The organism is Streptomyces sp. NPDC005752, from assembly GCF_040630715.1.
Taxonomy (GTDB): Bacteria; Actinomycetota; Actinomycetes; order Streptomycetales; family Streptomycetaceae; genus Streptomyces.
Genome location: NZ_JBEXYB010000005.1, coordinates 174,795 through 197,816 on the forward strand (window position 1 = coordinate 174,795; position 23,022 = coordinate 197,816).

General features: G+C 71.1%; 24 protein-coding genes. 7 read left to right on the top strand and 17 right to left on the bottom strand.

Features of this window, described 5'->3' with window-relative positions; translation table 11 throughout:
* Window positions 1-198: 198 nt before the first annotated feature.
* From cbiE to ABZ441_RS06630, 5 genes are all read right to left on the bottom strand, one after another.
* A complete protein-coding gene (gene cbiE / locus ABZ441_RS06610) occupies window positions 199-1,422 on the bottom strand; it encodes a precorrin-6y C5,15-methyltransferase (decarboxylating) subunit CbiE (protein WP_358969086.1) in 1,224 nt (407 codons plus the stop codon).
* Between the two features lie 120 nt (window positions 1,423-1,542).
* Complete coding sequence (locus ABZ441_RS06615; RefSeq protein WP_358969089.1) at window positions 1,543-2,181, bottom strand: GNAT family N-acetyltransferase; 639 nt, start codon at window positions 2,179-2,181, stop codon at window positions 1,543-1,545.
* Window positions 2,182-2,324: 143 nt separating this feature from the next.
* The gene (locus ABZ441_RS06620) at window positions 2,325-3,191 is read right to left on the bottom strand and encodes a MetQ/NlpA family ABC transporter substrate-binding protein (RefSeq protein ID WP_358969091.1); all 867 of its coding nucleotides are present in this window, start codon (window positions 3,189-3,191) and stop codon (window positions 2,325-2,327) included.
* 69 nt (window positions 3,192-3,260) lie between these two features.
* Window positions 3,261-3,932, bottom strand: coding sequence for a methionine ABC transporter permease (locus ABZ441_RS06625; RefSeq protein ID WP_358969094.1), 672 nt, complete (start codon window positions 3,930-3,932; stop codon window positions 3,261-3,263).
* Window positions 3,929-4,999, bottom strand: a complete 1,071-nt coding sequence (locus tag ABZ441_RS06630) for an ATP-binding cassette domain-containing protein (protein ID WP_358969096.1) — start codon at window positions 4,997-4,999, stop codon at window positions 3,929-3,931. The genes ABZ441_RS06625 and ABZ441_RS06630 overlap by 4 nt, the downstream gene beginning before the upstream one ends.
* Window positions 5,000-5,573: 574 nt before the next feature.
* Here ABZ441_RS06630 and ABZ441_RS06635 point away from each other — a divergent pair.
* The gene (locus ABZ441_RS06635) at window positions 5,574-5,933 is read left to right on the top strand and encodes a hypothetical protein (protein ID WP_358969098.1); all 360 of its coding nucleotides are present in this window, start codon (window positions 5,574-5,576) and stop codon (window positions 5,931-5,933) included.
* A 2-nt stretch (window positions 5,934-5,935) separates the two neighbouring features.
* Window positions 5,936-6,397 carry a hypothetical protein gene (locus ABZ441_RS06640; RefSeq protein ID WP_358969100.1) on the top strand — a complete coding sequence of 154 codons (462 nt, stop codon included), beginning with the start codon at window positions 5,936-5,938 and terminating at the stop codon, window positions 6,395-6,397.
* A gap of 22 nt (window positions 6,398-6,419) precedes the next feature.
* Here the strand turns inward: ABZ441_RS06640 and ABZ441_RS06645 are convergent, their stop codons facing one another.
* The 3 genes from ABZ441_RS06645 to ABZ441_RS06655 all read right to left on the bottom strand — a co-directional run bounded on the left by ABZ441_RS06645 (window position 6,420) and on the right by ABZ441_RS06655 (window position 8,849).
* Entirely contained in the window at window positions 6,420-6,923 is a 504-nt protein-coding gene (locus ABZ441_RS06645) for a GNAT family N-acetyltransferase (RefSeq protein ID WP_358969102.1), read from the bottom strand.
* 37 nt (window positions 6,924-6,960) lie between these two features.
* Window positions 6,961-7,530, bottom strand: a complete 570-nt coding sequence (locus tag ABZ441_RS06650) for a sigma-70 family RNA polymerase sigma factor (RefSeq protein ID WP_358969104.1) — start codon at window positions 7,528-7,530, stop codon at window positions 6,961-6,963.
* A 155-nt stretch (window positions 7,531-7,685) separates the two neighbouring features.
* Complete coding sequence (locus ABZ441_RS06655; RefSeq protein ID WP_358969106.1) at window positions 7,686-8,849, bottom strand: glycerophosphodiester phosphodiesterase; 1,164 nt, start codon at window positions 8,847-8,849, stop codon at window positions 7,686-7,688.
* A gap of 232 nt (window positions 8,850-9,081) precedes the next feature.
* Between ABZ441_RS06655 and ABZ441_RS06660 the strand changes: the two genes are divergently transcribed.
* The gene (locus tag ABZ441_RS06660; protein ID WP_031097601.1) at window positions 9,082-9,753 is read left to right on the top strand and encodes a lysophospholipid acyltransferase family protein; all 672 of its coding nucleotides are present in this window, start codon (window positions 9,082-9,084) and stop codon (window positions 9,751-9,753) included.
* Window positions 9,754-9,793: 40 nt separating this feature from the next.
* On the opposite strand, the gene ABZ441_RS06665 is transcribed toward ABZ441_RS06660, so the two are convergent.
* On the bottom strand, window positions 9,794-11,341 hold the full coding sequence (locus ABZ441_RS06665; protein ID WP_358969108.1) for an MFS transporter: 1,548 nt from the start codon (window positions 11,339-11,341) through the stop codon (window positions 9,794-9,796).
* The gene (locus ABZ441_RS06670; protein WP_358969110.1) at window positions 11,338-11,889 is read right to left on the bottom strand and encodes a TetR/AcrR family transcriptional regulator; all 552 of its coding nucleotides are present in this window, start codon (window positions 11,887-11,889) and stop codon (window positions 11,338-11,340) included. The genes ABZ441_RS06665 and ABZ441_RS06670 overlap by 4 nt, the downstream gene beginning before the upstream one ends.
* Before the next feature lie 144 nt (window positions 11,890-12,033).
* On the opposite strand from ABZ441_RS06670, the gene ABZ441_RS06675 reads away from it, so the two are divergent.
* Window positions 12,034-12,534, top strand: coding sequence for a hypothetical protein (locus tag ABZ441_RS06675; RefSeq protein ID WP_358969112.1), 501 nt, complete (start codon window positions 12,034-12,036; stop codon window positions 12,532-12,534).
* Between the two features lie 48 nt (window positions 12,535-12,582).
* On the opposite strand, the gene ABZ441_RS06680 is transcribed toward ABZ441_RS06675, so the two are convergent.
* Both ABZ441_RS06680 and argH read right to left on the bottom strand, forming a co-directional pair.
* Window positions 12,583-13,554, bottom strand: coding sequence for an aldo/keto reductase (locus ABZ441_RS06680; protein WP_358969114.1), 972 nt, complete (start codon window positions 13,552-13,554; stop codon window positions 12,583-12,585).
* Window positions 13,555-13,617: 63 nt separating this feature from the next.
* Window positions 13,618-15,051, bottom strand: coding sequence for an argininosuccinate lyase (argH, locus tag ABZ441_RS06685; RefSeq protein WP_358969116.1), 1,434 nt, complete (start codon window positions 15,049-15,051; stop codon window positions 13,618-13,620).
* A gap of 199 nt (window positions 15,052-15,250) precedes the next feature.
* Between argH and ABZ441_RS06690 the strand changes: the two genes are divergently transcribed.
* The 3 genes from ABZ441_RS06690 to ABZ441_RS06700 all read left to right on the top strand — a co-directional run bounded on the left by ABZ441_RS06690 (window position 15,251) and on the right by ABZ441_RS06700 (window position 18,086).
* A complete protein-coding gene (locus ABZ441_RS06690; protein ID WP_358969118.1) occupies window positions 15,251-16,660 on the top strand; it encodes a hypothetical protein in 1,410 nt (469 codons plus the stop codon).
* A 43-nt stretch (window positions 16,661-16,703) separates the two neighbouring features.
* The gene (locus tag ABZ441_RS06695) at window positions 16,704-17,306 is read left to right on the top strand and encodes a pyridoxamine 5'-phosphate oxidase family protein (protein WP_358969120.1); all 603 of its coding nucleotides are present in this window, start codon (window positions 16,704-16,706) and stop codon (window positions 17,304-17,306) included.
* An 81-nt stretch (window positions 17,307-17,387) separates the two neighbouring features.
* Window positions 17,388-18,086, top strand: a complete 699-nt coding sequence (locus ABZ441_RS06700; protein ID WP_358969122.1) for a L,D-transpeptidase family protein — start codon at window positions 17,388-17,390, stop codon at window positions 18,084-18,086.
* A 7-nt stretch (window positions 18,087-18,093) separates the two neighbouring features.
* On the opposite strand, the gene ABZ441_RS06705 is transcribed toward ABZ441_RS06700, so the two are convergent.
* The 5 genes from ABZ441_RS06705 to argC are packed head-to-tail and all read right to left on the bottom strand — an operon-like array spanning window position 18,094 to window position 22,975.
* Window positions 18,094-18,630: an arginine repressor gene (locus ABZ441_RS06705; protein WP_205021868.1), complete on the bottom strand. Its 537-nt coding sequence runs from the start codon at window positions 18,628-18,630 to the stop codon at window positions 18,094-18,096.
* A 25-nt stretch (window positions 18,631-18,655) separates the two neighbouring features.
* On the bottom strand, window positions 18,656-19,852 hold the full coding sequence (locus ABZ441_RS06710) for an acetylornithine transaminase (protein WP_358969125.1): 1,197 nt from the start codon (window positions 19,850-19,852) through the stop codon (window positions 18,656-18,658).
* The gene (gene argB, locus ABZ441_RS06715; protein WP_358969126.1) at window positions 19,849-20,775 is read right to left on the bottom strand and encodes an acetylglutamate kinase; all 927 of its coding nucleotides are present in this window, start codon (window positions 20,773-20,775) and stop codon (window positions 19,849-19,851) included. The genes ABZ441_RS06710 and argB overlap by 4 nt, the downstream gene beginning before the upstream one ends.
* Window positions 20,772-21,950 (bottom strand): bifunctional glutamate N-acetyltransferase/amino-acid acetyltransferase ArgJ, encoded by a 1,179-nt coding sequence (argJ, locus tag ABZ441_RS06720; protein WP_358969128.1) that lies wholly within the window; start codon window positions 21,948-21,950, stop codon window positions 20,772-20,774. Before argJ ends, argB begins: the two co-directional genes overlap by 4 nt.
* A complete protein-coding gene (argC, locus tag ABZ441_RS06725; RefSeq protein WP_358969130.1) occupies window positions 21,947-22,975 on the bottom strand; it encodes an N-acetyl-gamma-glutamyl-phosphate reductase in 1,029 nt (342 codons plus the stop codon). The genes argJ and argC overlap by 4 nt, the downstream gene beginning before the upstream one ends.
* Window positions 22,976-23,022 lie beyond the last annotated feature (47 nt).

The window sequence follows — 23,022 nt, forward strand, 5'->3', positions numbered from 1 at the left end:
TCGCGGCCGTTCGCCGCCGCGGCAGACAGTTCTGCCCCGGCTCGCTGTGGACTGCGCCACGTTGCGCGTCCCCCGGTTGTGCCGTACCACATCGCGGACCAAAACGGTCCACTTTTCCGGACATTGACGAACGAACCGCCGAACAGCCGGGCGCGGTACAACAATCGGTCAGCTTACCTCGCGCCCCCCGCGAAGGGTTCAGGGGGCGAGGTCGGAACGCACCGCGGAGAGCAGGAACACGACGGAGCGCTCGCGCTCCGCCCAGACCGCGGTGTCCAGTTCCACGGACTGGAGCAGCGCGCACTCGGCCTTGTACCCGTTCTCCAGGAGCGCCGCGCCCAAGGTCTCCGCCTCGTCACGGTTCGAGGCATGGGTGACGATGCGTTCCGGCCGCCGGTCGGCGACCGCCGTGACCACACGGGCCCCTCCCCCGCCGATCCGCACGACATCGGGCTCGGGCAGGCGTTCCAGAACGTGCGGCGCCGTGCCCCTGACGACCTGGACGCCCACCTGGAAGGTGCGGGCGGCGGCCGTCGTGCGCGCGCAGGCCTCGGGGTCGCTGTCCACGGCGAGCACCGCGGCACCGAAACGGGCCGCCTCCACGGCGAGGGCGCCGCTGCCGCAGCCGATGTCCCAGACCAGGTCACCGGTACGGGGCCCCAGGCGGGCCAGCTGCGCGGCGCGCAGGCCGGGTGACTCCCCTTCGCCGCCCTCGCCCGCGCCGCCGTACGACGCGGCGGGCAGGGCCCAGCCGCGGACGCCCTCGGGGTGGGCGGGTCGGCGGCCCGCGATCCAGGCACCGTTGGCGGTGGTCTCGGGGCCTCCGCCGAGGACGATGACGACATTGGGGTCGCGCCAGGTGTGGTCGGCCGTCTTGTCGGAGGTGAGGACGGTGACCCGCTCGCGTACGGTGCCGAGCTCCTCGCAGATCACGAAGGTGCGGTGGACGCCTTCGAGCAGCAGGGCGAGCTCGGCGGGGCCCGCTCCGGGGGACGTGAGTACGGCCACCTTGTGGTGGGCGCGGATGGCGTTGACGGCGCGGCGCAGGGTGCGCGGCTGGGCGACGACGATCTGCGCGTCGTCCCACGGCATCCCGGCGCGCGCGAAGGCGGTGGCGACGGACGACACGGCGGGTACGACCTCGACCTCGAGACCGTGTTCGGGCTTGTGCAGGGTGCGTACGACGCCGAAGAAGCCGGGGTCGCCGTCCGCGAGGACGACGGCGCTCCCGCGGTGGCCGGCGATCCTGCGGGCGGCCAGGTCGACGCTGCCGAGGCGGACGCGCTCGGCGCGCTCGGGCACTTCCGGGAGCTCGAGGTGGTGTGCGGCACCGGCGACGAGCGTGGCGGCCGAGAGCGCGGCCGTGGCCGCCCTGGTTAGTGGCGAGCCGTCCCAGCCGATCACCGTGACCCGGTCGGCCATCTCGTCAGTCTCCTGGTGTGTGAGCAGGCGGGGCCTCCGCGCGAGGGGGCGGAGCAAGGGTGAGCGTATCCGGTCCGTACCAACGCACCGCCGGGGGCTCCCGCAGCGTTGCGGGGAGGGTCAGTTCCAGTCGTTGTACGTACCGTAGCCGCCCGCGTCGGCCAGTTGCTCGGCGACGCCCTCCAGGTCCTCGGGAAGGAGCCCCCACACGATGAGGTCGGTCCGGATGTCGGTCCAGCCCCCGTCCTCGGTGGCGGTCCTGGCTATGCGGGCGTTGCGCAGGACCCCTTCACTGATGCAGCCCAGCTTCTGGGCGACCTGCTGCGAGGCGGTGTTCCCGGCGGGGGTGCGCAGTTCGATCCGCTCGAAGCCCTGGTCCCGGAAGAGCCACTCGGCGAGTGCCAGCACGCACTCGGTGGCGTATCCCTCCCCCCGCGCCCAGGGCGCGGTGATGTAGCGGACCTCGGTGGCCAGGGTGCGCCGGTCAGTGTTGAGGAGCCGCACCGAGCCGACGAGACGCTGGGTGAGGAACTCGGTGACGGCGAAGACGATGCCGTTGCCCTGGGTACGTTCGGCGGGCGCGATCCTGCGGACCCACCGTTCGGCGTCGACCTGGGTGTAGGGGTGTGGTGCGTCGGTCCAGGCGGTGACCAGCTCGTCGTTCATCATCTCGATGTACGCCGGTACGTCCGCCATGTCGAAGGGGCGCAGCACCAACCTGTCCGTGCTGATGGAGATGGACGGGAAGGTGGTAGTCATGCGCAGCTCCATGCCGAAGACCGTGTAAAGCCACCAGCATGCAGCATCGGACGGCGGACGCGCATGGCCGGGTCCGCACGGCGGAGCCCCGCACACCCTGGGTGGGGGTGTACGGGGCTCGTGCGGCAACTGGTGCCCGGGGGTCAGGACTTGGCGGGCTCCCCGAAGGCGGGGATGATCGAGCCCTTGTACGTGTCCTCGATGAACTTCTTGACCTCGTCGGAGTTCAGGAGCTTCGCGAGCTTCTGGACCCGGGGGTCGTCCTCGTTGCCCTCCTTGACGGCCAGGAAGTTGGCGTACGGGTTGCCGTCGGCCTTCTCCAGCACCAGGGAGTCCTGGCCCGGCTTCAGGTCGGCCTCGATGGCGTAGTTGCCGTTGATGACGGCGGCGTCGACGTCGTCCAGGGCGCGGGGCACGGTGGCGGCCTCGATCTCCTTGAACTCCAGGCCCTTCTTGTCCGTGATGTCGCTGAGCTTGGCGTTGGTGCCGACGCCGTCCTTGACGGTGATCAGCCCGTTCTCGGCGAGCAGCTGGAGTGCACGGCCCTCGTTGGTGGTGTCGTTCGGGACGGCGACCGTCTGGCCGGCCTTGATGTCCTTGACGTCCTTGACCTTCTTGGAGTAGAGGCCGAGGGGCTCGAGGTGTACGTCGACCACCGGGACGATGTGGGTCTTGTTCTTCTTGTTGAAGTCGTCCAGGTAGGGCTTGTGCTGGAAGAAGTTGGCGTCGACCTGGCCGTTCTCGGTGGCGGTGTTCGGCAGAACGTAGTCCGTGAACTCCTTGACCTCCAGCTTGAGGCCGGCCTTCTCCGCCAGGTTCTTCTTGACGTAGTTCAGGATGTCGGCGTGCGGCGTCGGGGACGCGGCGACGACGAGCGCCTTGGAGGTGTCCGCCTTGGCGCCGGTCTCGCCCTTGGAGGCCGGGTCGGAGTCCGTACCGCAGGCGCTGAGCCCGAGGGCGAGCGCGGCGGTGGCTGCGGCGGCAGCGGTGATCTTGATGTTCTTACGCACGAAGAGTGCCTCTTTCCGGTGGTGAAGGTGGTGCGCCCGGACAAGGAGTTCGGGCTTCTGTGGGGGAGGTCAGGAGGTGGTGCGGCCCCGGCGGGCCAGCAGGCGCACGGCCCCGTCGCCGATCAGCTGGACCACGGTCACGATGACGATGAGCAGCACGACGGTGATGAGCATGAACTGGTTGTCGAAGCGCTGGAATCCGTAGGTGACGGCCTTGGAGCCGAGTCCTTCGCCGCCGACCGCGCCGGCCATCGCGGAGTAGCCGATGAGCACGATGACGGTGGTGGTGACGCCGGAGACGAGCGAGGGAAGCGCCTGCGGCAGCAGGACCTTGCGGACGATCGTCGGGATGGATCCGCCCATGGACTGGACGGCCTCGACGAGCCCGTGGTCGACCTCGCGCACCGCTGTCTCGACGAGCCGCGCGAAGAAGGGGATGGCACCGATGGCGAGCGGGACGATCATCGCGGACGGGCCGATGAAGGTGCCGACGACCCAGGTGGTGAAGGGGATCAGGGCGATCAGCAGGATGATGAAGGGAAGGGAGCGGCCGATGTTCACGATCACGCCGATGACCTTGTTCACCACCGTGTTCTGCAGCAGTCCGCCCTTGTCGGTGAGGACGAGCAGAATGCCGAGCGGCAGCCCGCCGACGACGGTGACGAGGGTGGACCAGAGCACCATGTAGAGGGTGTCGACGGTTCCCTGCGAGAGCAGTGGCTGCATTTCGGACCAGGTCACTTCGCCACCTCCTTGGTGATCGCGGCGGGGGTCTGCACGGGGATGCCGGTGGTGCCGGCAGGGCTGTCGGTCACGGTCTCGGCCTGGAGTCCCTGCTCGCGCAGGAAGCCGATCGGTACGACGTTCTCCTCGAAGCCGCCGGGCAGCTCGATGCGCATGCGGCCGATCTGCTTGCCGCCGACGGTGTCCATCGCGGCACCGAGGATCGAGATGTCGATGTTGTACGTCCGGGAGAGCTGCGAGATCACCGGCTGGGCCGCGGCCTCGCCGTGGAACGTGACGTCGACGACGGTGGAGCCGGGACCGGAGGCGGTCCCGCCGACCGGGAACAGTTCGTGGGCCAGTTCGGAGCCGGGCGTGGCCAGCAGCGAACCGACGGTGCCCGACTCGACGATGCGCCCCTTCTTCATCAGTGCCGCGGAGTCGCAGACGGTCTTGACGACGTCCATCTCGTGCGTGATGAGCAGGACGGTGAGGCCGAGCTCCTGGTTGAGGTCGCGCAGCAGCTGCAGGATGGAGCGGGTGGTCTCGGGGTCGAGCGCGGAGGTCGCCTCGTCGGAGAGGAGCACCTCGGGGTCGCCGGCGAGGGCGCGGGCGATGCCGACGCGCTGCTTCTGGCCCCCGGACAGCTGACCGGGGTACGCCTTCGCCTTGTCGGAGAGCCCCACGAGGTCGAGGAGTTCGAGCGCCTTGCGGGTGCGCGCCTGTCCGGAGAGCCCGAGGATCTCAAGGGGAAGTTCGACGTTGTCCCGTACGGTGCGCGAGTCCAGCAGGTTGAAGTGCTGGAAGACCATGCCGATACGGCTGCGCGCCCGGCGGAGGTCCTTGCCGGCGCGGCGGCCCCGGCCCGCGAGGGCCGTGAGGTCCTGGCCGGCCACCGTCACGGTGCCCGAGGTGGGGCGTTCGAGGAGGTTGACGCAGCGGATGAGGGAGGACTTGCCGGCGCCGCTCTGTCCGACGACGCCGTAGACCTCGCCCTCGCGGACGTGCAGGTCCACGCCGTCCAGGGCGGTGACCTCACGGCCGCGTGACTGGTAGACCTTCGTGAGGCCCGAAGTGGTGATCACAGGGTTTCCGTCACTGTCGAGTGCACGGCGCGGTGTCCGCCGGGCACGGGGCATTCGGCTGGTGAGACTTCTGTCGGTGGCGACCGGTGGGAGTCTCGGCATGGACCGGCCCTCGGCGGAGCCGTCGGGCGGGGCATGGCCGGGGCCGGCTCGGTCCGCTGGGTGCGGACGGCGCGGGCTCGGTCTCGCTTCGGGGCGCGAGGCTCGGGCAGGGGCCCTCAGAAGGCGCGCATTCGACACATACAACGAGCACCGGGCGTCGTGATCGCCTCGGTCGCAGGGCTGCGGTAGCTCGTCGTGGTCATGGGCCAAGTAAAACAGACGTAACGTCCCGGCGACCCACCGCGTCCGCATAGCGGACAGCCGTGGACGCGCCTGGCCGGGAATTCGTGCCCCGCCGCACACTGCCCTGACCTGCGAAGACGCGACCCGGTCCGAGAACCGCACCACCGGCGGCCCGATCATGCCGTGCTCGCCCTGTGGCAAAGGCCACGATCGCCGGGCGCCCTCCCGCGCACACACGCCGTCCGGGGCCGCACGCGGCGGCGCCGCCCGCCCGTAATACCCTCGCCTCATGCTTGATGCCCTGACGATCGCGGTCGCCGTGACCGCGCTCGCCCTCGCCGCCTGGTGCGGAATCGCCGCCTACCGGGACCAGCCCACCAAGGACTGGCACTTCATCGGCATGGCGGTCGTCTCCGTGCTGGCTCTTGCACAGCTGCTCGTGGGAATCGTGCAGCTGGCGCGCGGCGAGCGGCCCGACCAGGGCATGACGATCTTCATCGCCTATCTGATCGGCGCCTTCGCGTCGGTGCCCGCGGCGGGCTTCCTGTCACTGTCGGAGCGGACCCGCTGGGGTTCGGTGACGGTGTCGGCCGGCGCGGTCGTGCTCGCCGTACTCGAAGTGCGGCTCTACGACATCTGGGGAAACTGACCGTGAGCGACACCGACCGCACAAAGGCCCACGCCTCCCCGGCCCCCGGGCACGACGCCCCCCGACAGACCCAGCGGTTCGAACTCGGCTCCGGGCCGGGCCGGGTACTGGTCTGGTTCTACGGGGTGTTCACCGTGGCCGCCGCGTCCCGCTCGATCGTCGAGATGATCCTGGACTTCGGCAGGGCACCACTCGCGTACGTCCTCTCGGCCGTCGCCGCCGTCGTGTACGGCTTCATCACGTACTCGCTGGTGCGGGGCGGGGAGAAGGCGCGCAGGGCGGCTCTGGTGTGCTGTGCCGCCGAGCTCGCGGGAGTGCTGGTCGTCGGCACCTGGACGCAACTGGAGCCGTCCGCCTTCCCGGACAGCACGGTGTGGTCGGGGTTCGGCATGGGCTACCTGTTCATCCCGGTGATCCTGCCGGTCACCGGGATGATCTGGCTGCGCCGCGCACGGAACGCCTGACACCGGGCGTCGCGGGAGTCGTTCAGGCGCTCGCCGCGTAGGCCGACGCGGTGGCGTCCTTCTCGAGCAGGACCAGCCGCACACCGTCGTCCCCGGTGGCGTCGCCCACCCGGGCGTAGCCGGCCTTGCGGTAGAGCCGGAGGTTGCCTTCGCTGCGCTCCCCCGTGTGCAGCCGGAAGCGGGTGGCCGAACGCCCGTCCGCCAGGCCGGATTCCGCGGCGCGCAGGAGGCGGGTGCCCAGGCCGTGGTTGCGGAGCCGTGGGTGGACGCAGAGCTTGCCGATCCGGCCGGTGCCGTCCGTGTCGGTGAAGCCGCGCACCGAGCCGACGACTTCGTCGCCGAGCCGCGCCACGAACACCACGTCCGTGCCGACTTCGTCCCGTACGGAGTCGAGGGTCTGGACGAGCGGGCCGATCCGGTAGTTGCCGTAGAGCTCCGCCTCGCTCTGGAAACAGAGGTACTGGAGTCTGAAGATCTGCTCGACGTCCTGTGCCGTCGCCGCCGAGATGGTCACACTCATGCCCATGTGTGCATGCCTCCCGCTCACCTGATCCGCCGGTTGTCTACCGCTCCTTTCCCCAGGGTTCAGGAGCTACAACCTCCGCCGCGAGCATTCTGCGCAGACATCCGAGGCATCGGGAACGCATGGGGCCCAAACTGCCCTGTGACATACCCAACTCCCCCGCGATCTCACGGTATGTCGGATCGTGGGCGGCCAGCATCGCCTCGAGTAACCGCGGGCATCTGCCGGGCAGCCGGCCCACCGCGACGCGCAGCGCCCGGCGTTCGTCGGCCCCCACCGTGATCCGCTCGGGGCAGCCGGCCCAGTCTCCCGGGGGCTCACCGCCGGCGTAGGCACGCTCGCGCCGCGCCCTGCGGCGGGCCACGCGCGCTTCCGCCCGCACGGCCGCGCGGACCCAGCGGGCAGGATCGGGGGGCGCCTCCGGGCCGGGCCGGCGCTCCAGCAGCCGTAGCCACACCGCCTGTTCGAGGTCCGCGGCCTCGACCCCGGCCGCCTGTGCCTCGGCTGCCGCCTCCGCGCGCACCAGCGCGTACAGGGCGTGGACGATCTCGCGTCCCCGGCCGCCCGCCCCTTCGGCCGGAGCCGTGGGTACATGATCAAGAAGAGTCATGCCCCGTCAACGCTCCCTGAGTGCGGCGGGTTGCCGCACACAGGGAGCTCCACCCGACCGGGGCATGCGGACCGGACCGCTGACGCTCCCTGCCCGGGACGAGCCCCCGGCCTCGCCCGGGCAGCGACCTCGGCCCCGGAGGGCCGGTTCGCGCCTCAGCTCTTGGCGAAGTCGGCGGCTGCGATCAGCGCGGTGTCGGGGTTGTCGGAGAAGATCCCGTCGATTCCCGCCTCGAAGTACACCCGGAGAGCGCCGAACACGTCCCCGTACGCGTTGGGATCCGTGCCGCGCCGGAAGTCCGCGGGCAGGAAGGTGTTCTCGTTGCGCATCGTGTAGGGGTGCAGGACCAGGCCCCGTGCGTGCGCGTCCGAGACCAGGGCCGTCGGGGTGGTCAGCCGGCCGGCGCCGTCCCTGGGGATGACCAGGTCCAGCGTGGGGCCGATGCCCTGGGCGAAGGACGCGATCCACTTCAGCCCCGCGGGCTCGACCAGATCGGCGACGGTGCGGGGGTCACCGGACTCCACGAAGTCCCAGGGCCGTTCCTTCGGTCCGGACAGCAGGACGACACGCGGGGTGGCGACGAGCTTCGACAGCCGCTGCATCGAGGTCGGCTCGAAGGACTGGAGGATGAGCGCGGAGTCCGCCCGGTGCCGGCCGTGGCGGCGCAGCAGCTTGGCGAGGGGTTCCTCCAGGCCGAGTCCGAGACCCCCGAAGTAGGAGGGGTGCTTGGTCTCGACGTAGAGCCATACGGGCCTGCCGCGCCTGCGGCCCTCCTTGTCGGCCCAGCGCAGGACCTCCTCGAAGGTGGGGATCTCCCAGCGGCCGTCGTACAGCGTGTTCTCCTGGCGGTTGCCGGGGATGCGCTCCTTCGCCCGGAGGGTCTTCAGCTCGGCGAGGGTGAAGTCCTCGGTGAACCAGCCCGTGAGCGAGACCCCGTCCACCTTCTTCGTGGTCCGGCGGCTCGCGAACTCGGGGTGCTCGGCGACATCCGTGGTGCCGGTGATGTCGTTCTCGTGACGGCAGACCAGGTGGCCGTCCTTGGTGGGCACGAGGTCCTGCTCGACGATGTGCGCACCCATGTCCAGGGCCAGCTGGTAGGAGCCGAGGGTGTGCTCGGGGCGGTAACCGCTGGCGCCCCGGTGGCCGATGACCGTGGGCACGGGCAGGTCGCGGTACGAGCCGTGCCCGCCGCCGCGCGCGTCGGGCGCGCCACGCCCGGCGGCTTCGGCCGTGCCGGGCAGTCCGAGGGCGGCCGTGCCGAGGACGGCCGCCCCCAGCAGGGTCCGCCGACCGGGTGCAGTCTGCGCGCGCTCTGTCATGAATGCTCCTCGGATGTGATGTCCGGCACCTTCGGGGGAGGCTTGATCGTAGGCAGCTACGCCATCGGTGGGGCAGCCCGTGGACGAACATGGCGGAAACACACGTCAACACTGCGTATCCGGTCGGTGAACCCGATGTGCGCGGAGGCGGTACCCGCGAGTATCGTCCTCACCTGCACAGACCCTCGCGATTTCCCGCCACGGCCGCCCGGCCACGACACCGGAGGATGCGTTGTCCCGACTCACGGTCATCAAGGCAGTGCTCGGACCGATCCTGCGCCTGCTCTTCCGGCCCCAGGTGGAAGGCGTCGAGAACATCCCGGGGACCGGTCCGGTGATCCTCGCGGGCAACCACCTGACGTTCATCGACTCGATGATCATGCCCATCTGCTGCGACCGGCCGGTGTTCTACATCGGCAAGGACGAGTACGTCACCGGCAAGGGCCTCAAGGGCCGGCTGATGGCCTGGTTCTTCACGGGCTGCGGGATGATCCCGGTGGACCGGGACGGTGGCCGCGGCGGCGTCGCGGCGCTGATGACGGGCCGCCGGGTGCTGGAGGAGGGCAACGCCTTCGCCATCTACCCCGAGGGCACCCGTTCCCCCGACGGCCGCCTCTACCGTGGGCGTACGGGTATCGCGCGGCTCACCCTGATGACGGGTGCCCCGGTCGTGCCCTTCGCGATGATCGGCACGGACAAGCTGCAGCCGGGTGGCGCCGGGCTGCCCCGCCCGGGCAAGGTCACGGTCCGCTTCGGCGAGCCGATGGAGTTCTCCCGCTACGAGGGCATGGACCGCGACCGCTACGTCCTGCGGGCGGTGACGGACTCCGTGATGGCCGAGGTGATGCGTCTCTCGGGCCAGGAGTACGTCGACATGTACGCCACGAAGGCGAAGGCGGCCTGAGCCGGACGGGGTGGAGTCCGGTGCGGCGCCGCCGCACCACTCACTCGTCGGGGATGATCCCCTCCTCCAGCCTCTGGTCACGCAGCAGGAACCACGCGGCGACCGCGGTCGCGAGCAGCACGACGGCACCGACCGCAGCCGAGACCCGCAGACCGTTGACGAAGGCCTCCTGGGCGGCGACGACGAGTTCGTCCGCCTGCTGCGCCGGGAGGCGCGCGGCCGTCTCCACGGCTCCCCCCAGCGACTCGTGGGCCGCCGTCGCGGCCGCGGCCGGGATGCCCTCGGGGGTCCCGAAGCCCTTGTAGACACCGGTGACGATGGACCCGAGCAGCGCGATGCCGAGGGCGGCACCGAGCTCGTACGCCGTCTCGGACACCGCTGACGCCGAGCCCGCCTGCTCCTTCGGGACGCTGGAGAGGATGACGTCGGAGGTGACGGTGAAGGCGAATCCCGCGCCCACGCCCACCACCAGGAGCAGCACCCCGATCAGGGGGTAGGCGGTCTCCTTGTGGATCACCGTGACCACCGCGAGCGACACGCCGATGGCTCCGAGCCCGACGGCGACCACGGAGCGCACGGAGTAGCGCCGCGCCACCCTTCCCGCCAGGAGCCCGGCCGTCACCGCGCCGACGGCCGCGGGCAGTTCGGCGAGACCGGCCTCGAGCGGGCCACGCCCCTGGACCAGTTGCAGGAACTGGGAGAGGAAGAAGACGATCCCGGACAGGCCGAGGATGGTCAGCAGGTCGGCGAGGACCGCGCCGGAGAAGCCCCGGTGATGGAAGAGCCGCATGTCCAGCAGTGGCGCGGGAAGCTTCAGCTGACGGCGCACGAACCAGGTGAGCGCCAGCGCCCCGCCTACGGCAGCCACACCGTTCTCCCAGCTCAGACCATGTGCGGCCGCCTCCTTGATCGCGTACACGATGCCGATCATGCCGACCAGCGAGAGCCCCACACTGAGCAGGTCCCAGGGGCCAGGTGCCGGGTTCTTCGATTCCGGGATCATCTTGATCCCCACGACGACGAGTACCGCCATCACGGGCAGGTTGATCAGGAAGACCGAGCCCCACCAGAAGTGCTCCAGCAGGAGCCCGCCGACGACCGGGCCGACGGCGGCGCCCGCCGCCGCCATCGCGCCCCAGATGCCGACGGCGAGGCTGCGTTCGCGCGGGTCGTGGAAGAGGTTGCGGATCAGGGCGAGCGTGGACGGCATCAGGGTGGCACCGGCGACACCGAGCAGGGCCCGGGCCACGATCATCATCTCGGGGGTCGACGCGTAGGCGTTCAGCACGGAGACCGCCCCGAAGGCCGAGGCGCCGGTCAGCAGCAGCTTCTTCCGGCCGATGCGGTCGCCGAGGCTGCCCATGGAGACCAGGAGGCCGGCGATGACGAACGAGTAGACGTCGCCGATCCAGAGCAGCTGGGTGCCGGTCGGTTCGAGATCCTCGCTGAGGAACGGGGTGGCCAGGCCGAGGACGGTGGCGTCGACGGCGACCAGCAGCACGGCCAGGACAAGGACGGTGAGGGCGACCCACCGGCCCGGATGGTGCTGTTCGCCCGTGACGCCCGCCCTCGAAAAGGTGCTGCTCATTTCTCCACGCTCCGGCGTGCTCCGCCCAGGAGCAACTCGACGATCATGTACGGGAAGTCCTGCGAGGCGACCCGGCCCGCCTGCACGGACCAGGCGCAGCTGCCGATCAGGCCGTACAGGGCCTCGGTCAGCCAGGCCGGGGTGAGGTCGATGCGGAACTCTCCGCGCTCCTGGCCACGCCGGAAGAAGGCCGCCACCCGGGCGTCGAGACGGCTCCAGCCCTCGTTGACGTGGTCGCCCTCGAACAGCTGGTTCTCGGTGACGAGGAAGGACAGCAGCCCAGCGCCGGGCTGAACGGCAGTGATCAGCCGCCGCAGCCCCTCCTCGGCGGCGCCCTCCTCGAGTCGGGCCGCGTCCAGAGCGGCTTCGAACTCCTGGATGCCGAGGTTCTCCAGCGCCCCGATCAGGGCATCGCGCCCCGCGAAGTGCCGGTGCAGGGTGGCGCGGCCGATGCCGGCCGCCCGTGCGACCTCGTCCATGGTCGCCGTGGACTTCCGGGTCAGCAGCGCGGCGGCGCTCCGCAGCACCTGCTCACGATCAAGTGTCATGAGACGACATTAGCCCACTTGAGACGCCGGCGTCTCATAGCGCTGTTCGCGTCGAGCCCTTGCGACGTACGCGCCGGCCGCCCCGTCCGGAGCCGGTACGCCGGCACGCTCGTCGCCAGGGGGCCGGCGGGGCACCATGGCGCCATGAAGCCGCTGCTGCTGATCGACATCGACGGTCCGCTCAACCCCTATGCGGCGCTGGCCCTCCCCACCGCCCCTGAGGGCTACACGCGCCACCGGACGCGGCCGACGGGGTGGACGACGGGAGTGCCCCTGCCCGTGCTGCTCAGCCCCGGCCACGGCGACGAACTGCTGGCTCTCGCCGACCGGTACGAACTCGTCTGGGCGACCACCTGGAAGGACGAGGCGAACGAGTGGGTCGGTCCCCGCATCGGGCTGCCCCCGCTGCCGTACATCGACTGGCCCGCGATGCACGCGGTCACGGCGGACGGGACGTACTGGAAGACGCGGTACGTCGTCGACTACGCGGACGGACGTCCGTTCGCCTGGGTGGACGACGAGATCACGGACCTCGACACGGCCTGGGTCGCAGCCCACCACCCGGGGCGGGCCCTGCTGCGGCGGATCAACCCCTGGGTGGGGCTGGTGCGGGCGGACTTCGAGGTGCTCGCGGACTGGGCGTGAGCGGGCGGAGCCGGGCGCGCGGGGCGCGCCCCGCGCGGGCCTGCCGGCTCAGGTCCAGGGCAGCGAGGCCCGGTGGCGCCAGTAGGCCTCCGGCTCCTCCACCAGGGCGGCGAGCCGGTCCAGCCGGTCCGGGTCCAGGTCGAGCAGCGGCGCGTGCAGATTGGCCGCCAGCTGGGTGACGGTGACCGCGCCGGACAGGACGACTCCGGCCCACGGCTGCTGGAGCACCAGCGCCAGGGCGACGGCGTCCGCGTCCAGTCCGGCGTCGGCGCCGATCTCCCGTACGACGGCGGGCGCCTCCGTCCCGGCGAGCCGCCCGTTGGCCATGGCCTCCTTCACGATCACGGTGAGTCCCGCGTCGTGCGCCTCGGCGAGCGCCGCTCCGGCGGAGGTCTCCAGGGCGTTGTAGGTGGCCTGGACGGTCCGGAAGAGGGGCTCACCGTCCACGGTCACGGCGAGGGCGGCCCGGATGGCGTCGGCCTGTCCGGGGCCGCTCGCGGAGAAGCCGACCGTGGTGCCTCCCGCCGCCAGCTCGGCGAGACGCGCGTGCAGGCCCTTGTCGCTCAGCGCGGGGCTGTCTGCGGTCACCGAGTGGACCTGGTAGAGATCGAGCCGGTCGTCGAGCAGTGCAGCCGTCTCGTCGCGCTGACGTTCGAAGGCGGCGAGTCCGTGGTCCTTCACCTCGTGCGTCTCGGCGTCCACGCGCCAGTCGCCGGTGTAGGTGTAGCCCCACTTGCTCCCGATGACCACATCCGTGACGTCGGGACGGATGGCCAGCCACTCGGCGAGGAACTCCTCGGCGCGACCGTAGGAGCGTGCGGCGTCGAAATAGCGCACGCCCTGGGCGTAGGCCGCGTCCAGGAGTTCGTGGGTGCGGGCGCGCAGCGCGTCCACGCCGCGGTCGCCGGGCAGATCGCGGTCACGGTGCGGGGTGATGTAACCGGGCCTGCCGACGGCGGCCAGGCCGAGCCCGATGTGGGAGGTCGGGGTGGTCGCTCGGTTCAGGCGGGCGAAGGGCATCGCGGGCTCCTCTGGGTCGGTTCCGAACGCCTTCCCGTCAACGTAGCCCGCGATGCGTGCGAATCATCCGCGCGCGGTCGCCCAGGCGTGCTGCGTCACCAGGTCGGCCTTCACCTCGGCCAGCTGGACCGCGACAGCCGAGGGGGCCGTCCCACCGCGGCCGTCGCGGGAGGCGAGTGCGCCGGGAACGTTCAGGACGGTGCGCACCTCCGGGGTGAGGTGCTCGGAGATCTTCGCGAACTGCTCGTCCGTCAGCTCGTCGAGCTCGATGCCCTGCTGTTCGCAGACCTTCACGCACTCGCCCGCGACCTCGTGCGCCACCCGGAAGGGGACGCCCTGCTTGACGAGCCACTCGGCGATGTCGGTGGCGAGCGAGAATCCGGCCGGGGCCAGTTCCTCCATGCGCTCCCGGTTGACGGTGAGCGTAGCCATCATTCCGGTGAAGGCGGGGAGCAGGACCTCGAGCTGGTCGCAGGAGTCGAAGACCGGCTCCTTGTCCTCCTGGAGGTCGCGGTTGTACGCCAGCGGAAGGGCCTTCAGGGTCGCCATCAGCCCTGTCAGGTTACCGATGAGGCGGCCGGACTTGCCCCGGGCCAGCTCGGCGATGTCCGGGTTCTTCTTCTGCGGCATGATCGAGGAGCCGGTGGAGAAGGCGTCGTGGAGGGTGACGAAGGAGAACTCCTTCGTGTTCCAGATGATGATCTCCTCGGCGATCCGGGAGAGGTTGATGCCGATCATCGCGGTGATGAACGCGAACTCGGCGACGAAGTCCCGGGACGCGGTGCCGTCGATGGAGTTGGCGACGGAGCCGTGCTCGAAGCCGAGGTCGGACGCGACGGCCTCCGGGTCGAGCCCGAGGGAGGACCCGGCCAGCGCACCGGAGCCGTACGGGGAGACCGCGGTCCGCTCGTCCCACTGCCGCAGTCGCTCGGCGTCCCGGATCAGGGGCTGCACATGGGCCAGGAGGTGGTGGGCGAAGAGGACGGGCTGCGCGTGCTGGAGGTGCGTACGGCCGGGCATGGCCACGTCCGGGTGCGCCTCGGCCAGCCCCACCAGGGCGTCCTGGAGTTCGGTGATCAGCCCGCCGATGATCCGGGCGTGGTCGCGCAGGTACATGCGGAAGAGCGTGGCGACCTGGTCGTTGCGGGACCGGCCCGCACGCAGCTTCCCGCCGAGGTCCGGGCCCAGGCGCTCCAGGAGACCGCGCTCCAGTGCGGTGTGCACGTCCTCGTCGGCGATGGTGCCGGTGAACGAACCGTCGGCGACGGCGGCTTCGAGCGCGTCGAGTCCGGCGATCATGCGGGTCAGCTCGTCCTCGGTGAGCAGCCCCGCCGTGTTGAGGACACGCGCGTGGGCGCGGGAGCCCGCGATGTCGTACGGCGCGAGCCGCCAGTCGAAGTGGACGGAGGCGGACAGCTTGGCCAGCGCCTCGGCGGGGCCGTCGGCGAAACGGCCGCCCCAGAGGCGTACGTCGCTGTTGCCGGTGCCGTTGCTCACTGCGTGCTCCTCGGGAGTGCAAGGGGTGGGTGTGCGACCGCCTCCCCGGCGCGAGAAGGGAAGGCGGTGGTGACGCCGTGGATCGGACGAGGCCGCGCGCCAGGCCACGATCTTCGAGGACGAGGTATAACTATGCAGTCCACCGTATGCTTTGTCAAAAGTGCTGGTGGGAGAAGTGCGTGATCCCTACGCTGGCCCCATGCGGAACCTCGTCCCCCTGTCCCCCACGCTGTACCTCCCGCCCCGGGACCGTCTCCTGCTCGGTAAACCTCTGGCCGCCGCCCTGGACACGTCCGACCCGGAGGCCTGGGTGGACCTCGACCGGCAGATATCGATCGCGGCCGCGTGGCGGAGCGGGGTCATGCCGCTGCGGTCCCTGCTCCGCAAGCGGCACGCCGACGGGCACGGGTCGGTCGACTGGGCAGCCGCTCCCCGCTGGGACGAGGAGGCCCGCGACGTCACCTGGTCGCGGTTCCCGCCCTCAGAGACGGAGACCGCGCTCGTCCTCTGCCACGACCGGTGGCAGGCACGGGAGGCGGCCCTGGCCTTCGCTCCAGGACGGCCGGCCCTCCTTCCCCTGCTGCTGGTCCGCTGTGCCGACTCGCGGCGGCGGGTACGGGAGCGGGCCCGCCGGGTACTGGGGGCGGCCCTGGACGGACCGGAGGCACCGGCGTCGGAGCTGGTGCCCCTGGCCCTGCGTCTGACTCTGCGCCCGCACGGCGACTGGGCCCTGGAGCGGGTGCTGGACGCGGCGGGACCCCTGCCGCCCGCGCTCACGTCCCGGCTCTGCGCGAGCCCGCTGGCCCGGGTCCGGATCCTCGGCGTACGGCTGTCGCTGGAGCGGGGGCTCCTCACACCCGCCGGGCTCACCGAACTCGCCCTCACCGCCCCGGACCGGGCTGTCCGCCACCTGTGTACCGGCGCGCTGCTGGCCGCAGTCCACGCAGGTGACCCGGAGCGTCTCCTCGACCCGCTACTCACCGCCTCCTCCGCCGTGGCGCGGTCCTCCGCGGTGATGGCACTGCATCGGGCGGGCCGTTGGCAGGAGGCCGCGCTCCACCTGGCGGATCCGTCGGCCAGGGTGCGTTCCGCCGCCCGCCTGGTCCTGCGGATGGTGGGCCGCGACACGCAGGACCTCTACCGCGCGCTGTGCGCCGACCCCGCCGCGCCCGGCCTCGCGCCGGGGGCCCTGTTCGGCCTGGCGGAGTCCGGAGTACCGGATGCGGCGGCCCTCCTGAGGCCGCTGATGGCACACCCTAAGGGCCCGGTGCGGACAGCGGCACTCGCCGCCCTGCGCATGCGCGACGCGATCTCCCCCGACGAGCTCATGGCCGCCATGGACGACCCGCATCCTCCGGTGGTGCGCACCGCCCGCAAAGCCCTCGTGCCCTACGTCCTGCTCGTCCCGGAGGAGTGGCTGGCCGGCCTGGTGGCCCCGGGCCGCCCCCGGCACGTACGGCGGTCCGGCCTGCGCCTGCTCTGCGCCCACAGCCTCGCCCTGCGCAAACGCGTGCTGGTCCCGTTGGAGGAGGACGAGGACCCCGAGGTCGCCCACGAGGCGCAGCGCGCCCGCTACGAGCCCCTGCCGCCCGCCGGTTCCGGTGGTTGAAACCCACTACCGGCGACGGCGTCCGCCGATGGAGAATTCGCCCATGGGAAAAACGCATGAGCGTATCGACGGACGGCTGCGCACCTTCATCGAGGAGCAGCACATCTTCTTCACCGCCACCTCGCCCCTGGACTCCGACGGCACGGTCAATCTCTCGCCGAAGGGCGTCGACGGTTCCTTCGCCGTCATCGACGAACGGACCGTGGCCTACCTGGACTTCGCCGGCAGTAATGCGGAGACCATCGCCCATCTCCGTGAGAACGGCCGCATCACCCTGATGTGGTGCGCCTTCCAGGGACCGCCGAACATCGTCCGGGTGCACGGCCGCGGGGAGCCGGTCTTCCGCGACGACCCCCGGTTCCCCGGTCTCCTCGCCCGCTTCCCCACCGTCGACCCGACCGCGCACGGGCTGCGCGCGATCATCGTGGTGAGCGCTGAACTGATCCGGGACACCTGCGGATACGGGGTGCCCTTCATGGCGTACGACGAGGACCGGACCCTGCACGCCGACCGCTTCCGGCGTGAGGACGACGCGAGCCTGAGCGCGTACTTCGGGAAGAAGGACCACATCGCCACCAGCATCGACGGGCTGCCGGGGCTTCCTCTGCCGCTGCCCGGCCTGCCCGCACCGGCGTCCGGCGGGTAGTCGCCGGCCGGGCGTACGGCACTGGGCCGTACGGAGCAGGCGCGGTGGGGCGGTTCCGGCACGGCCCGTACGGTCCGGAGCATGCGCAGATCCCTGCTGACCCTGTCGGTCCTGCTCGTGCTGGTGTCGCTCGGGGCGCGGCCCGCACAGCCGCCACCCCTTCCGCACCGGCTGGCCGACACGGGCGGCGGCAGTCAGCTGATCACCGCCGAGGCCCCCGCCGCGGATTCCACCACGGGCACGGTCACCTGGTGGGACCGGCGGTGGGGGACGTGGGTGGCGACGGGTTCGGCGCCGGCCCGCTTCGGCGCGAACGGCCTCGCCGAGGGCGCCACCCGTGCACAGGGCACGAACACCACTCCCACCGGCCTCTACGACCTGCCGTACGCCTTCGGCACCGAGGCCGCCCCGGCGGGGACCCGCTATCCGTACCGCAGGGTCAACGACCGCTCGTGGTGGTGCCAGGACAACGCGTCCCGTGCGTACAACCGTTGGGTGGAGCCGCTCCCGGCCCACTGCAGGGCGGGCGAGGCCGAGCACCTGGTCGCGTACCGCACGCAGTACGCCCGTGCGCTCGTGATCGGCTTCAACTACGACCGGCCGGTACGGGGCAGGGGCGCCGGGATCTTCCTGCACGTCGACGGGAAGGGTGCGACCGCCGGCTGTGTGTCCGTGCCGGCGGCGGCCATGGACCGGATCCTGGCCTGGGCCGACCCGGTCCGCCGGCCTCACATCGCGGTCGGTACGGCGTCCGGGCCGACCGCGATCACCCGCTACTGACGGCCGCTCAGCGGTCGTTCTGGGCCAGCCGCAGGAGGTGGTCGGCCAGCGCCTGGCCACCCTTCGGGTCACGGCTGATCAGCATCAGTGTGTCGTCCCCGGCGATCGTGCCGAGGATCGCCTGGAGCTCGGCCTGGTCGATGGCCGAGGCGAGGAACTGTGCGGCGCCCGGAGGCGTGCGCAGCACCACGAGGTTGGCCGAGGCCTCCGCCGAGATGAGCAGCTCGGCCGAGAGCCTGCGCATCCGCTCCTCCTTGGCGGACCCGCCGAGCGGTGCCTGCGGAGTGCGGAAACCGCCCTCGCTCGGCACCGCGTAGATCAGCTCGCCGCCGGTGTTGCGGATCTTCACCGCGCCCAGCTCGTCCAGGTCGCGTGAGAGCGTCGCCTGAGTGACGCTCAGCCCGTCGTCGGACAGGAGCCTGGCCAGCTGGCTCTGGGAGCGCACCGGCTGGCGGTTCAGGATGTCCACGATCCTGCGGTGGCGTGCCGTGCGGGTCTGCGGCACCGACGGCCCGCCGTGGTCGGTTTCCTGCGCCTCGGTCATCGTCGTCGCCTCATTCTCCGGATCGTCACTCCCCGGATCGTCCGTCCCCGTAAGCCGCGTCGAGAGCGCCCGGAAGAATCCGCAGGAACGCGTCCACCTCGGCGTCACCGATGATCAGCGGCGGCATGAGCCGTACGACGTCGGGGGCGGGTGCGTTCACCAGGAGTCCGGCTCTCTGGGCCGCCTGCTGCACCTTCGGTGCGAGGGGCCCGGTGAGCACGATACCCAGCAGCAGTCCCGAGCCGCGGACGTGGGAGACCAACGGGTGCCCGAGACCCTCGACGCCCTCCCGGATCCGCTCGCCGAGCCGCTTCACTTCGTCCAGCGCGCCGTTGGCCGCCAGGGTGTCGAGCACGGCGAGTCCGGCGGCGCAGGCGACGGGGTTGCCGCCGAACGTCGTGCCGTGCTGACCGGGCTTCAGGAGACCGGCCGCGTCCCCGAAGGCGACGGCGGCCCCGATCGGCAGTCCGCCTCCGAGCCCCTTGGCGAGGGTGACCACGTCGGGCTCGACGCCCTGGTGGGCCTGGTGCTCGAACCAGTGGCCGCAGCGGCCGATCCCGGTCTGCACCTCGTCCAGAACGAGCAGCGTGCCGGTGGCCCGCGTGATCTCCCTCGCCGCCTCGAGATAGCCCCTGGGTGGCACGACGACGCCGTTCTCGCCCTGGATCGGCTCGATGATCAGCAGCGCGGTCTCGGTCGTCACCGCGGCCCGGAGCGCCTCCACATCGCCGTACGGCACGTGTGTGACCTCGCCGGGCAGCGGCAGGAAGGGGTCGCGCTTGCCGGGCTGACCGGTCAGCGCGAGGCTGCCCATGGTCCGGCCGTGGAAGCCGCCGTCGGTGGCGACCATGTGCGTGCGCCCGGTCAGTCGGCCGATCTTGAAGGCCGCCTCGTTGGCCTCCGCGCCGGAGTTGCAGAAGAAGACCCTGCCCGTACGGCCGAAGAGCTGCAGCAGTCGCTCGGCGAGCGCGATGGGGGGCTCGGCGGCGTAGAGGTTGGAGACGTGGCCGAGGGACGCGATCTGCGTGGAGACGGCCTCGACCACCGCGGGATGGGCGTGACCGAGCGCGTTGACCGCGATCCCCCCGACGAAGTCGAGGTACTCGGTCCCGTCCGCGTCCCACACCAGGGCACCCTCGCCGCGTACCAGAGGCAGCTGCGGTGTGCCGTAGTTGTCCATCAGCGCACCCTGCCAGCGCTGCGCGAACTCCTCGTTGCTCATGACTCCCCCTCTGCGTCGGGCTGTACGAGGGCGATCGCGTCGGGCACGACCATCGTGCCGATCCCCTCGTCGGTGAAGATCTCCAGCAGGATCGAGTGCTGGACGCGGCCGTCGATGACACGGGCGGTCTCGACACCGTTGCGTACGGCGTGGAGGCAGCCCTGCATCTTGGGCACCATGCCGCTGGAGAGGTCGGGCAGCAGCTTCTCCAGCTCGGTGGCGGTGAGACGGCTGATGACGTCGTCGCTGTTCGGCCAGTCCTCGTAGAGGCCCTCGACGTCGGTGAGGACCATCAGCGTCTCGGCGTTCAGCGCGGCGGCGAGGGCGGCGGCCGCGGTGTCGGCGTTGACGTTGTAGACGTGGTTGTCCTCGGCGGAGCGGGCGATGGAGGAGATGACCGGGATCCGGCCGTCGTCCAGCAGCGCCTGGATCGCTCCGGTGTCGATGGCGGTGATCTCACCGACCCTGCCGATGTCGACGATCTCGCCGTCGATCATCGGACGGTGCTGGGTGGCGGTGATCGTGTGGGCGTCCTCGCCGGTCATGCCGACGGCGAGCGGGCCGTGCTGGTTCAGCAGCCCGACGAGCTCACGCTGGACCTGCCCGGCCAGCACCATGCGCACGACGTCCATGGCCTCGGGCGTGGTGACGCGCAGCCCGGCCTTGAACTCGCTGACCAGGCCCTGCTTGTCGAGCTGGGCGCTGATCTGCGGGCCGCCGCCGTGCACGACGACGGGCTTGAGGCCGGCGTGCCGCAGGAAGACGACGTCCTGGGCGAAGGCGGCCTTGAGATCTTCGTCGATCATGGCGTTGCCGCCGAACTTGATGACGACGGTCTTGCCGTTGTGCCGGGTGAGCCAGGGCAGTGCCTCGATGAGGATCTGCGCCTTGGGCAGCGCGGTGTGCTTCCTCGCGGCGCTCATGAGCTGTACGCGCTGTTCTCGTGGACGTACTCGGCGGTCAGGTCGTTGGCCCAGATGACGGCCGACTCGTCCCCCGCCGCGAGGTCCGCGGTGATCCTGACCTCCCGGTAGCGCATGTCGACCAGGTCACGGTCCTCGCCGACGCTGCCGTTCCTGCACACCCAGACGTCGTTGATCGCGACGTTCAGCCGGTCGGGCTCGAAGGCGGCCTTCGTGGTGCCGATCGCGGAGAGGACGCGGCCCCAGTTGGGGTCCTCGCCGTGGATGGCGCACTTGAGGAGGTTGTTGCGGGCGATGCTGCGGCCGACCTCGACCGCGTCGTCCTCGGTGGCCGCGTTGACCACCTCGATCCGGATGTCCTTGGAAGCGCCCTCGGCGTCGCCGATCAACTGCCGGGCGAGATCGGCGCAGACGCTCTGCACGGCCTGGTCGAACTCGGCCCGCTCGGGGGTGACTCCGCTCGCCCCGGAGGCGAGCAGCAGCACGGTGTCGTTGGTCGACATGCAGCCGTCGGAGTCGACCCGGTCGAAGGTGGTGCGGGTGGCGGCGCGCAGCGCCGTGTCCAGCGCGGGTGCTTCGACGTCGGCATCGGTGGTGAGGACGACCAGCATGGTGGCGAGTCCGGGGGCGAGCATCCCCGCGCCCTTGGCCATGCCGCCGACGGTCCAGCCCGCGCCGCCCGCGACGGCGGTCTTGTGGACCGTGTCCGTGGTCTTGATGGCGATGGCGGCCTTCTCGCCGCCGTGCGGGGTCAGTTGGGCGACCGCCTTGTCGATGCCCGGGAGGAGTTTGTCCATGGGCAGCAGCAGGCCGATCAGGCCGGTGGAGGCGACGGCGACCGTGCCGGCGCCGTGCCCGCCCGTCTCGTCGTACCCGGCGCTGTTGAGGGAGTCGGCGGCCCTCTCGGCGGTCGCGTGGGTGTCCTGAAAGCCCTGGGGCCCCGTACAGGCGTTGGCACCACCGGAGTTGAGCACGACGGCGGTCACTTCACCACCCTTGAGCACCTGCTCCGACCAGAGGACGGGCGCGGCCTTGACGCGGTTGGAGGTGAAGACGCCCGCGGCGGCGCATCGCGGCCCCTGGTTGACCACGACGGCCAGGTCCGGGCTACCGCTCTCCTTGATTCCGGCGGCGATGCCCGCTGCCGAGAATCCCTGTGCTGCCGTGACGCTCACGGTGCGACTCCGATCGTGGAAAGACCTGTGTCCTCGGGAATCCCGAGAGCGATGTTCATGCTCTGCAGGGCGCCTCCGGCGGTGCCCTTGGCAAGGTTGTCGATGGCGCTGATCACGATGATCCGGCCGGCCGCCTCGTCGTGGGCGACCTGGATCTGTACGGCGTTCGAGCCGTACACGGCCGCGGTGGCCGGCCACTGCCCCTCGGGCAGCAGGTCGACGAACGGCTCGTCGGCGAAGGCCTTCTCGTACGCCGTGCGGAGCGACTCGGCGCTCACACCGGGCTTCGCCTTGGCGCTGCACGTGGCGAGGATGCCCCGGGGCATCGGCGCGAGTGTCGGTGTGAAGGAGACGGTGACCGGCTCGCCCGCCGCGGCACCGAGGTTCTGGATCATCTCCGGCGTGTGCCGGTGGACGCCGCCGACGCCGTACGGGGTCATGTTTCCCATGACCTCGGAGCCGAGCAGGTGCGGCTTGGCCGCCTTGCCCGCGCCGGAGGTTCCGGACGCCGCGACGACGACGGCCTCGGGTTCCGCGAGGCCCGCCTCGTACGCCGGGAAGAGCGCGAGGGAGACGGCGGTCGGGTAGCAGCCGGGGACGGCGATGCGCTTGGTCCCCGCCAGCGCGGCGCGGGCCCCGGGCAGCTCGGGAAGGCCGTAGGGCCAGGTGCCGGCGTGCGGCGATCCGTAGAACTTCTCCCAGTCCGCGGCGTCCGCGAGCCGGAAGTCGGCGCCCATGTCGACGACGAGCACCTCGTCACCGAGCTGTTCGGCAACAGCGGCGGACTGCCCGTGCGGGAGGGCCAGGAAGACGACGTCGTGCCCGCCGAGCACCTCGGCCGTGGTCGGCTCGAGCACCCGGTCCGCGAGCGGCCTGAGGTGCGGCTGCAGCGCCCCGAGCCGCTCCCCGGCGTTGGAGTGAGCGGTGAGGGCCCCGATCTCGACCTGTGGGTGGGTGAGGAGCAGACGGAGCAGTTCCCCGCCGGCGTATCCACTCGCCCCTGCCACTGCCGCACGTACCACCATCGGAATGCCTCCTCATCGATGGCATGACTATACGCAGCTATGCAGTT

Bases quoted from the DNA above. Each gene is read 5' to 3' on its own strand.
- cbiE (WP_358969086.1), bottom strand. From the start codon at position 1,422: ATGGCCGACCGGGTCACGGTGATCGGCTGGGACGGCTCGCCACTAACC.
- ABZ441_RS06615 (WP_358969089.1), bottom strand. From the start codon at position 2,181: ATGACTACCACCTTCCCGTCCATCTCCATCAGCACGGACAGGTTGGTG.
- ABZ441_RS06635 (WP_358969098.1), top strand. From the start codon at position 5,574: ATGCTTGATGCCCTGACGATCGCGGTCGCCGTGACCGCGCTCGCCCTC.
- ABZ441_RS06645 (WP_358969102.1), bottom strand. From the start codon at position 6,923: ATGGGCATGAGTGTGACCATCTCGGCGGCGACGGCACAGGACGTCGAG.
- ABZ441_RS06650 (WP_358969104.1), bottom strand. From the start codon at position 7,530: ATGACTCTTCTTGATCATGTACCCACGGCTCCGGCCGAAGGGGCGGGC.
- ABZ441_RS06655 (WP_358969106.1), bottom strand. From the start codon at position 8,849: ATGACAGAGCGCGCGCAGACTGCACCCGGTCGGCGGACCCTGCTGGGG.
- ABZ441_RS06665 (WP_358969108.1), bottom strand. From the start codon at position 11,341: ATGAGCAGCACCTTTTCGAGGGCGGGCGTCACGGGCGAACAGCACCAT.
- ABZ441_RS06670 (WP_358969110.1), bottom strand. From the start codon at position 11,889: ATGACACTTGATCGTGAGCAGGTGCTGCGGAGCGCCGCCGCGCTGCTG.
- ABZ441_RS06675 (WP_358969112.1), top strand. From the start codon at position 12,034: ATGAAGCCGCTGCTGCTGATCGACATCGACGGTCCGCTCAACCCCTAT.
- ABZ441_RS06680 (WP_358969114.1), bottom strand. From the start codon at position 13,554: ATGCCCTTCGCCCGCCTGAACCGAGCGACCACCCCGACCTCCCACATC.
- ABZ441_RS06690 (WP_358969118.1), top strand. From the start codon at position 15,251: ATGCGGAACCTCGTCCCCCTGTCCCCCACGCTGTACCTCCCGCCCCGG.
- ABZ441_RS06695 (WP_358969120.1), top strand. From the start codon at position 16,704: ATGGGAAAAACGCATGAGCGTATCGACGGACGGCTGCGCACCTTCATC.
- ABZ441_RS06700 (WP_358969122.1), top strand. From the start codon at position 17,388: ATGCGCAGATCCCTGCTGACCCTGTCGGTCCTGCTCGTGCTGGTGTCG.
- ABZ441_RS06705 (WP_205021868.1), bottom strand. From the start codon at position 18,630: ATGACCGAGGCGCAGGAAACCGACCACGGCGGGCCGTCGGTGCCGCAG.
- ABZ441_RS06710 (WP_358969125.1), bottom strand. From the start codon at position 19,852: ATGAGCAACGAGGAGTTCGCGCAGCGCTGGCAGGGTGCGCTGATGGAC.
- argB (WP_358969126.1), bottom strand. From the start codon at position 20,775: ATGAGCGCCGCGAGGAAGCACACCGCGCTGCCCAAGGCGCAGATCCTC.
- argC (WP_358969130.1), bottom strand. From the start codon at position 22,975: ATGGTGGTACGTGCGGCAGTGGCAGGGGCGAGTGGATACGCCGGCGGG.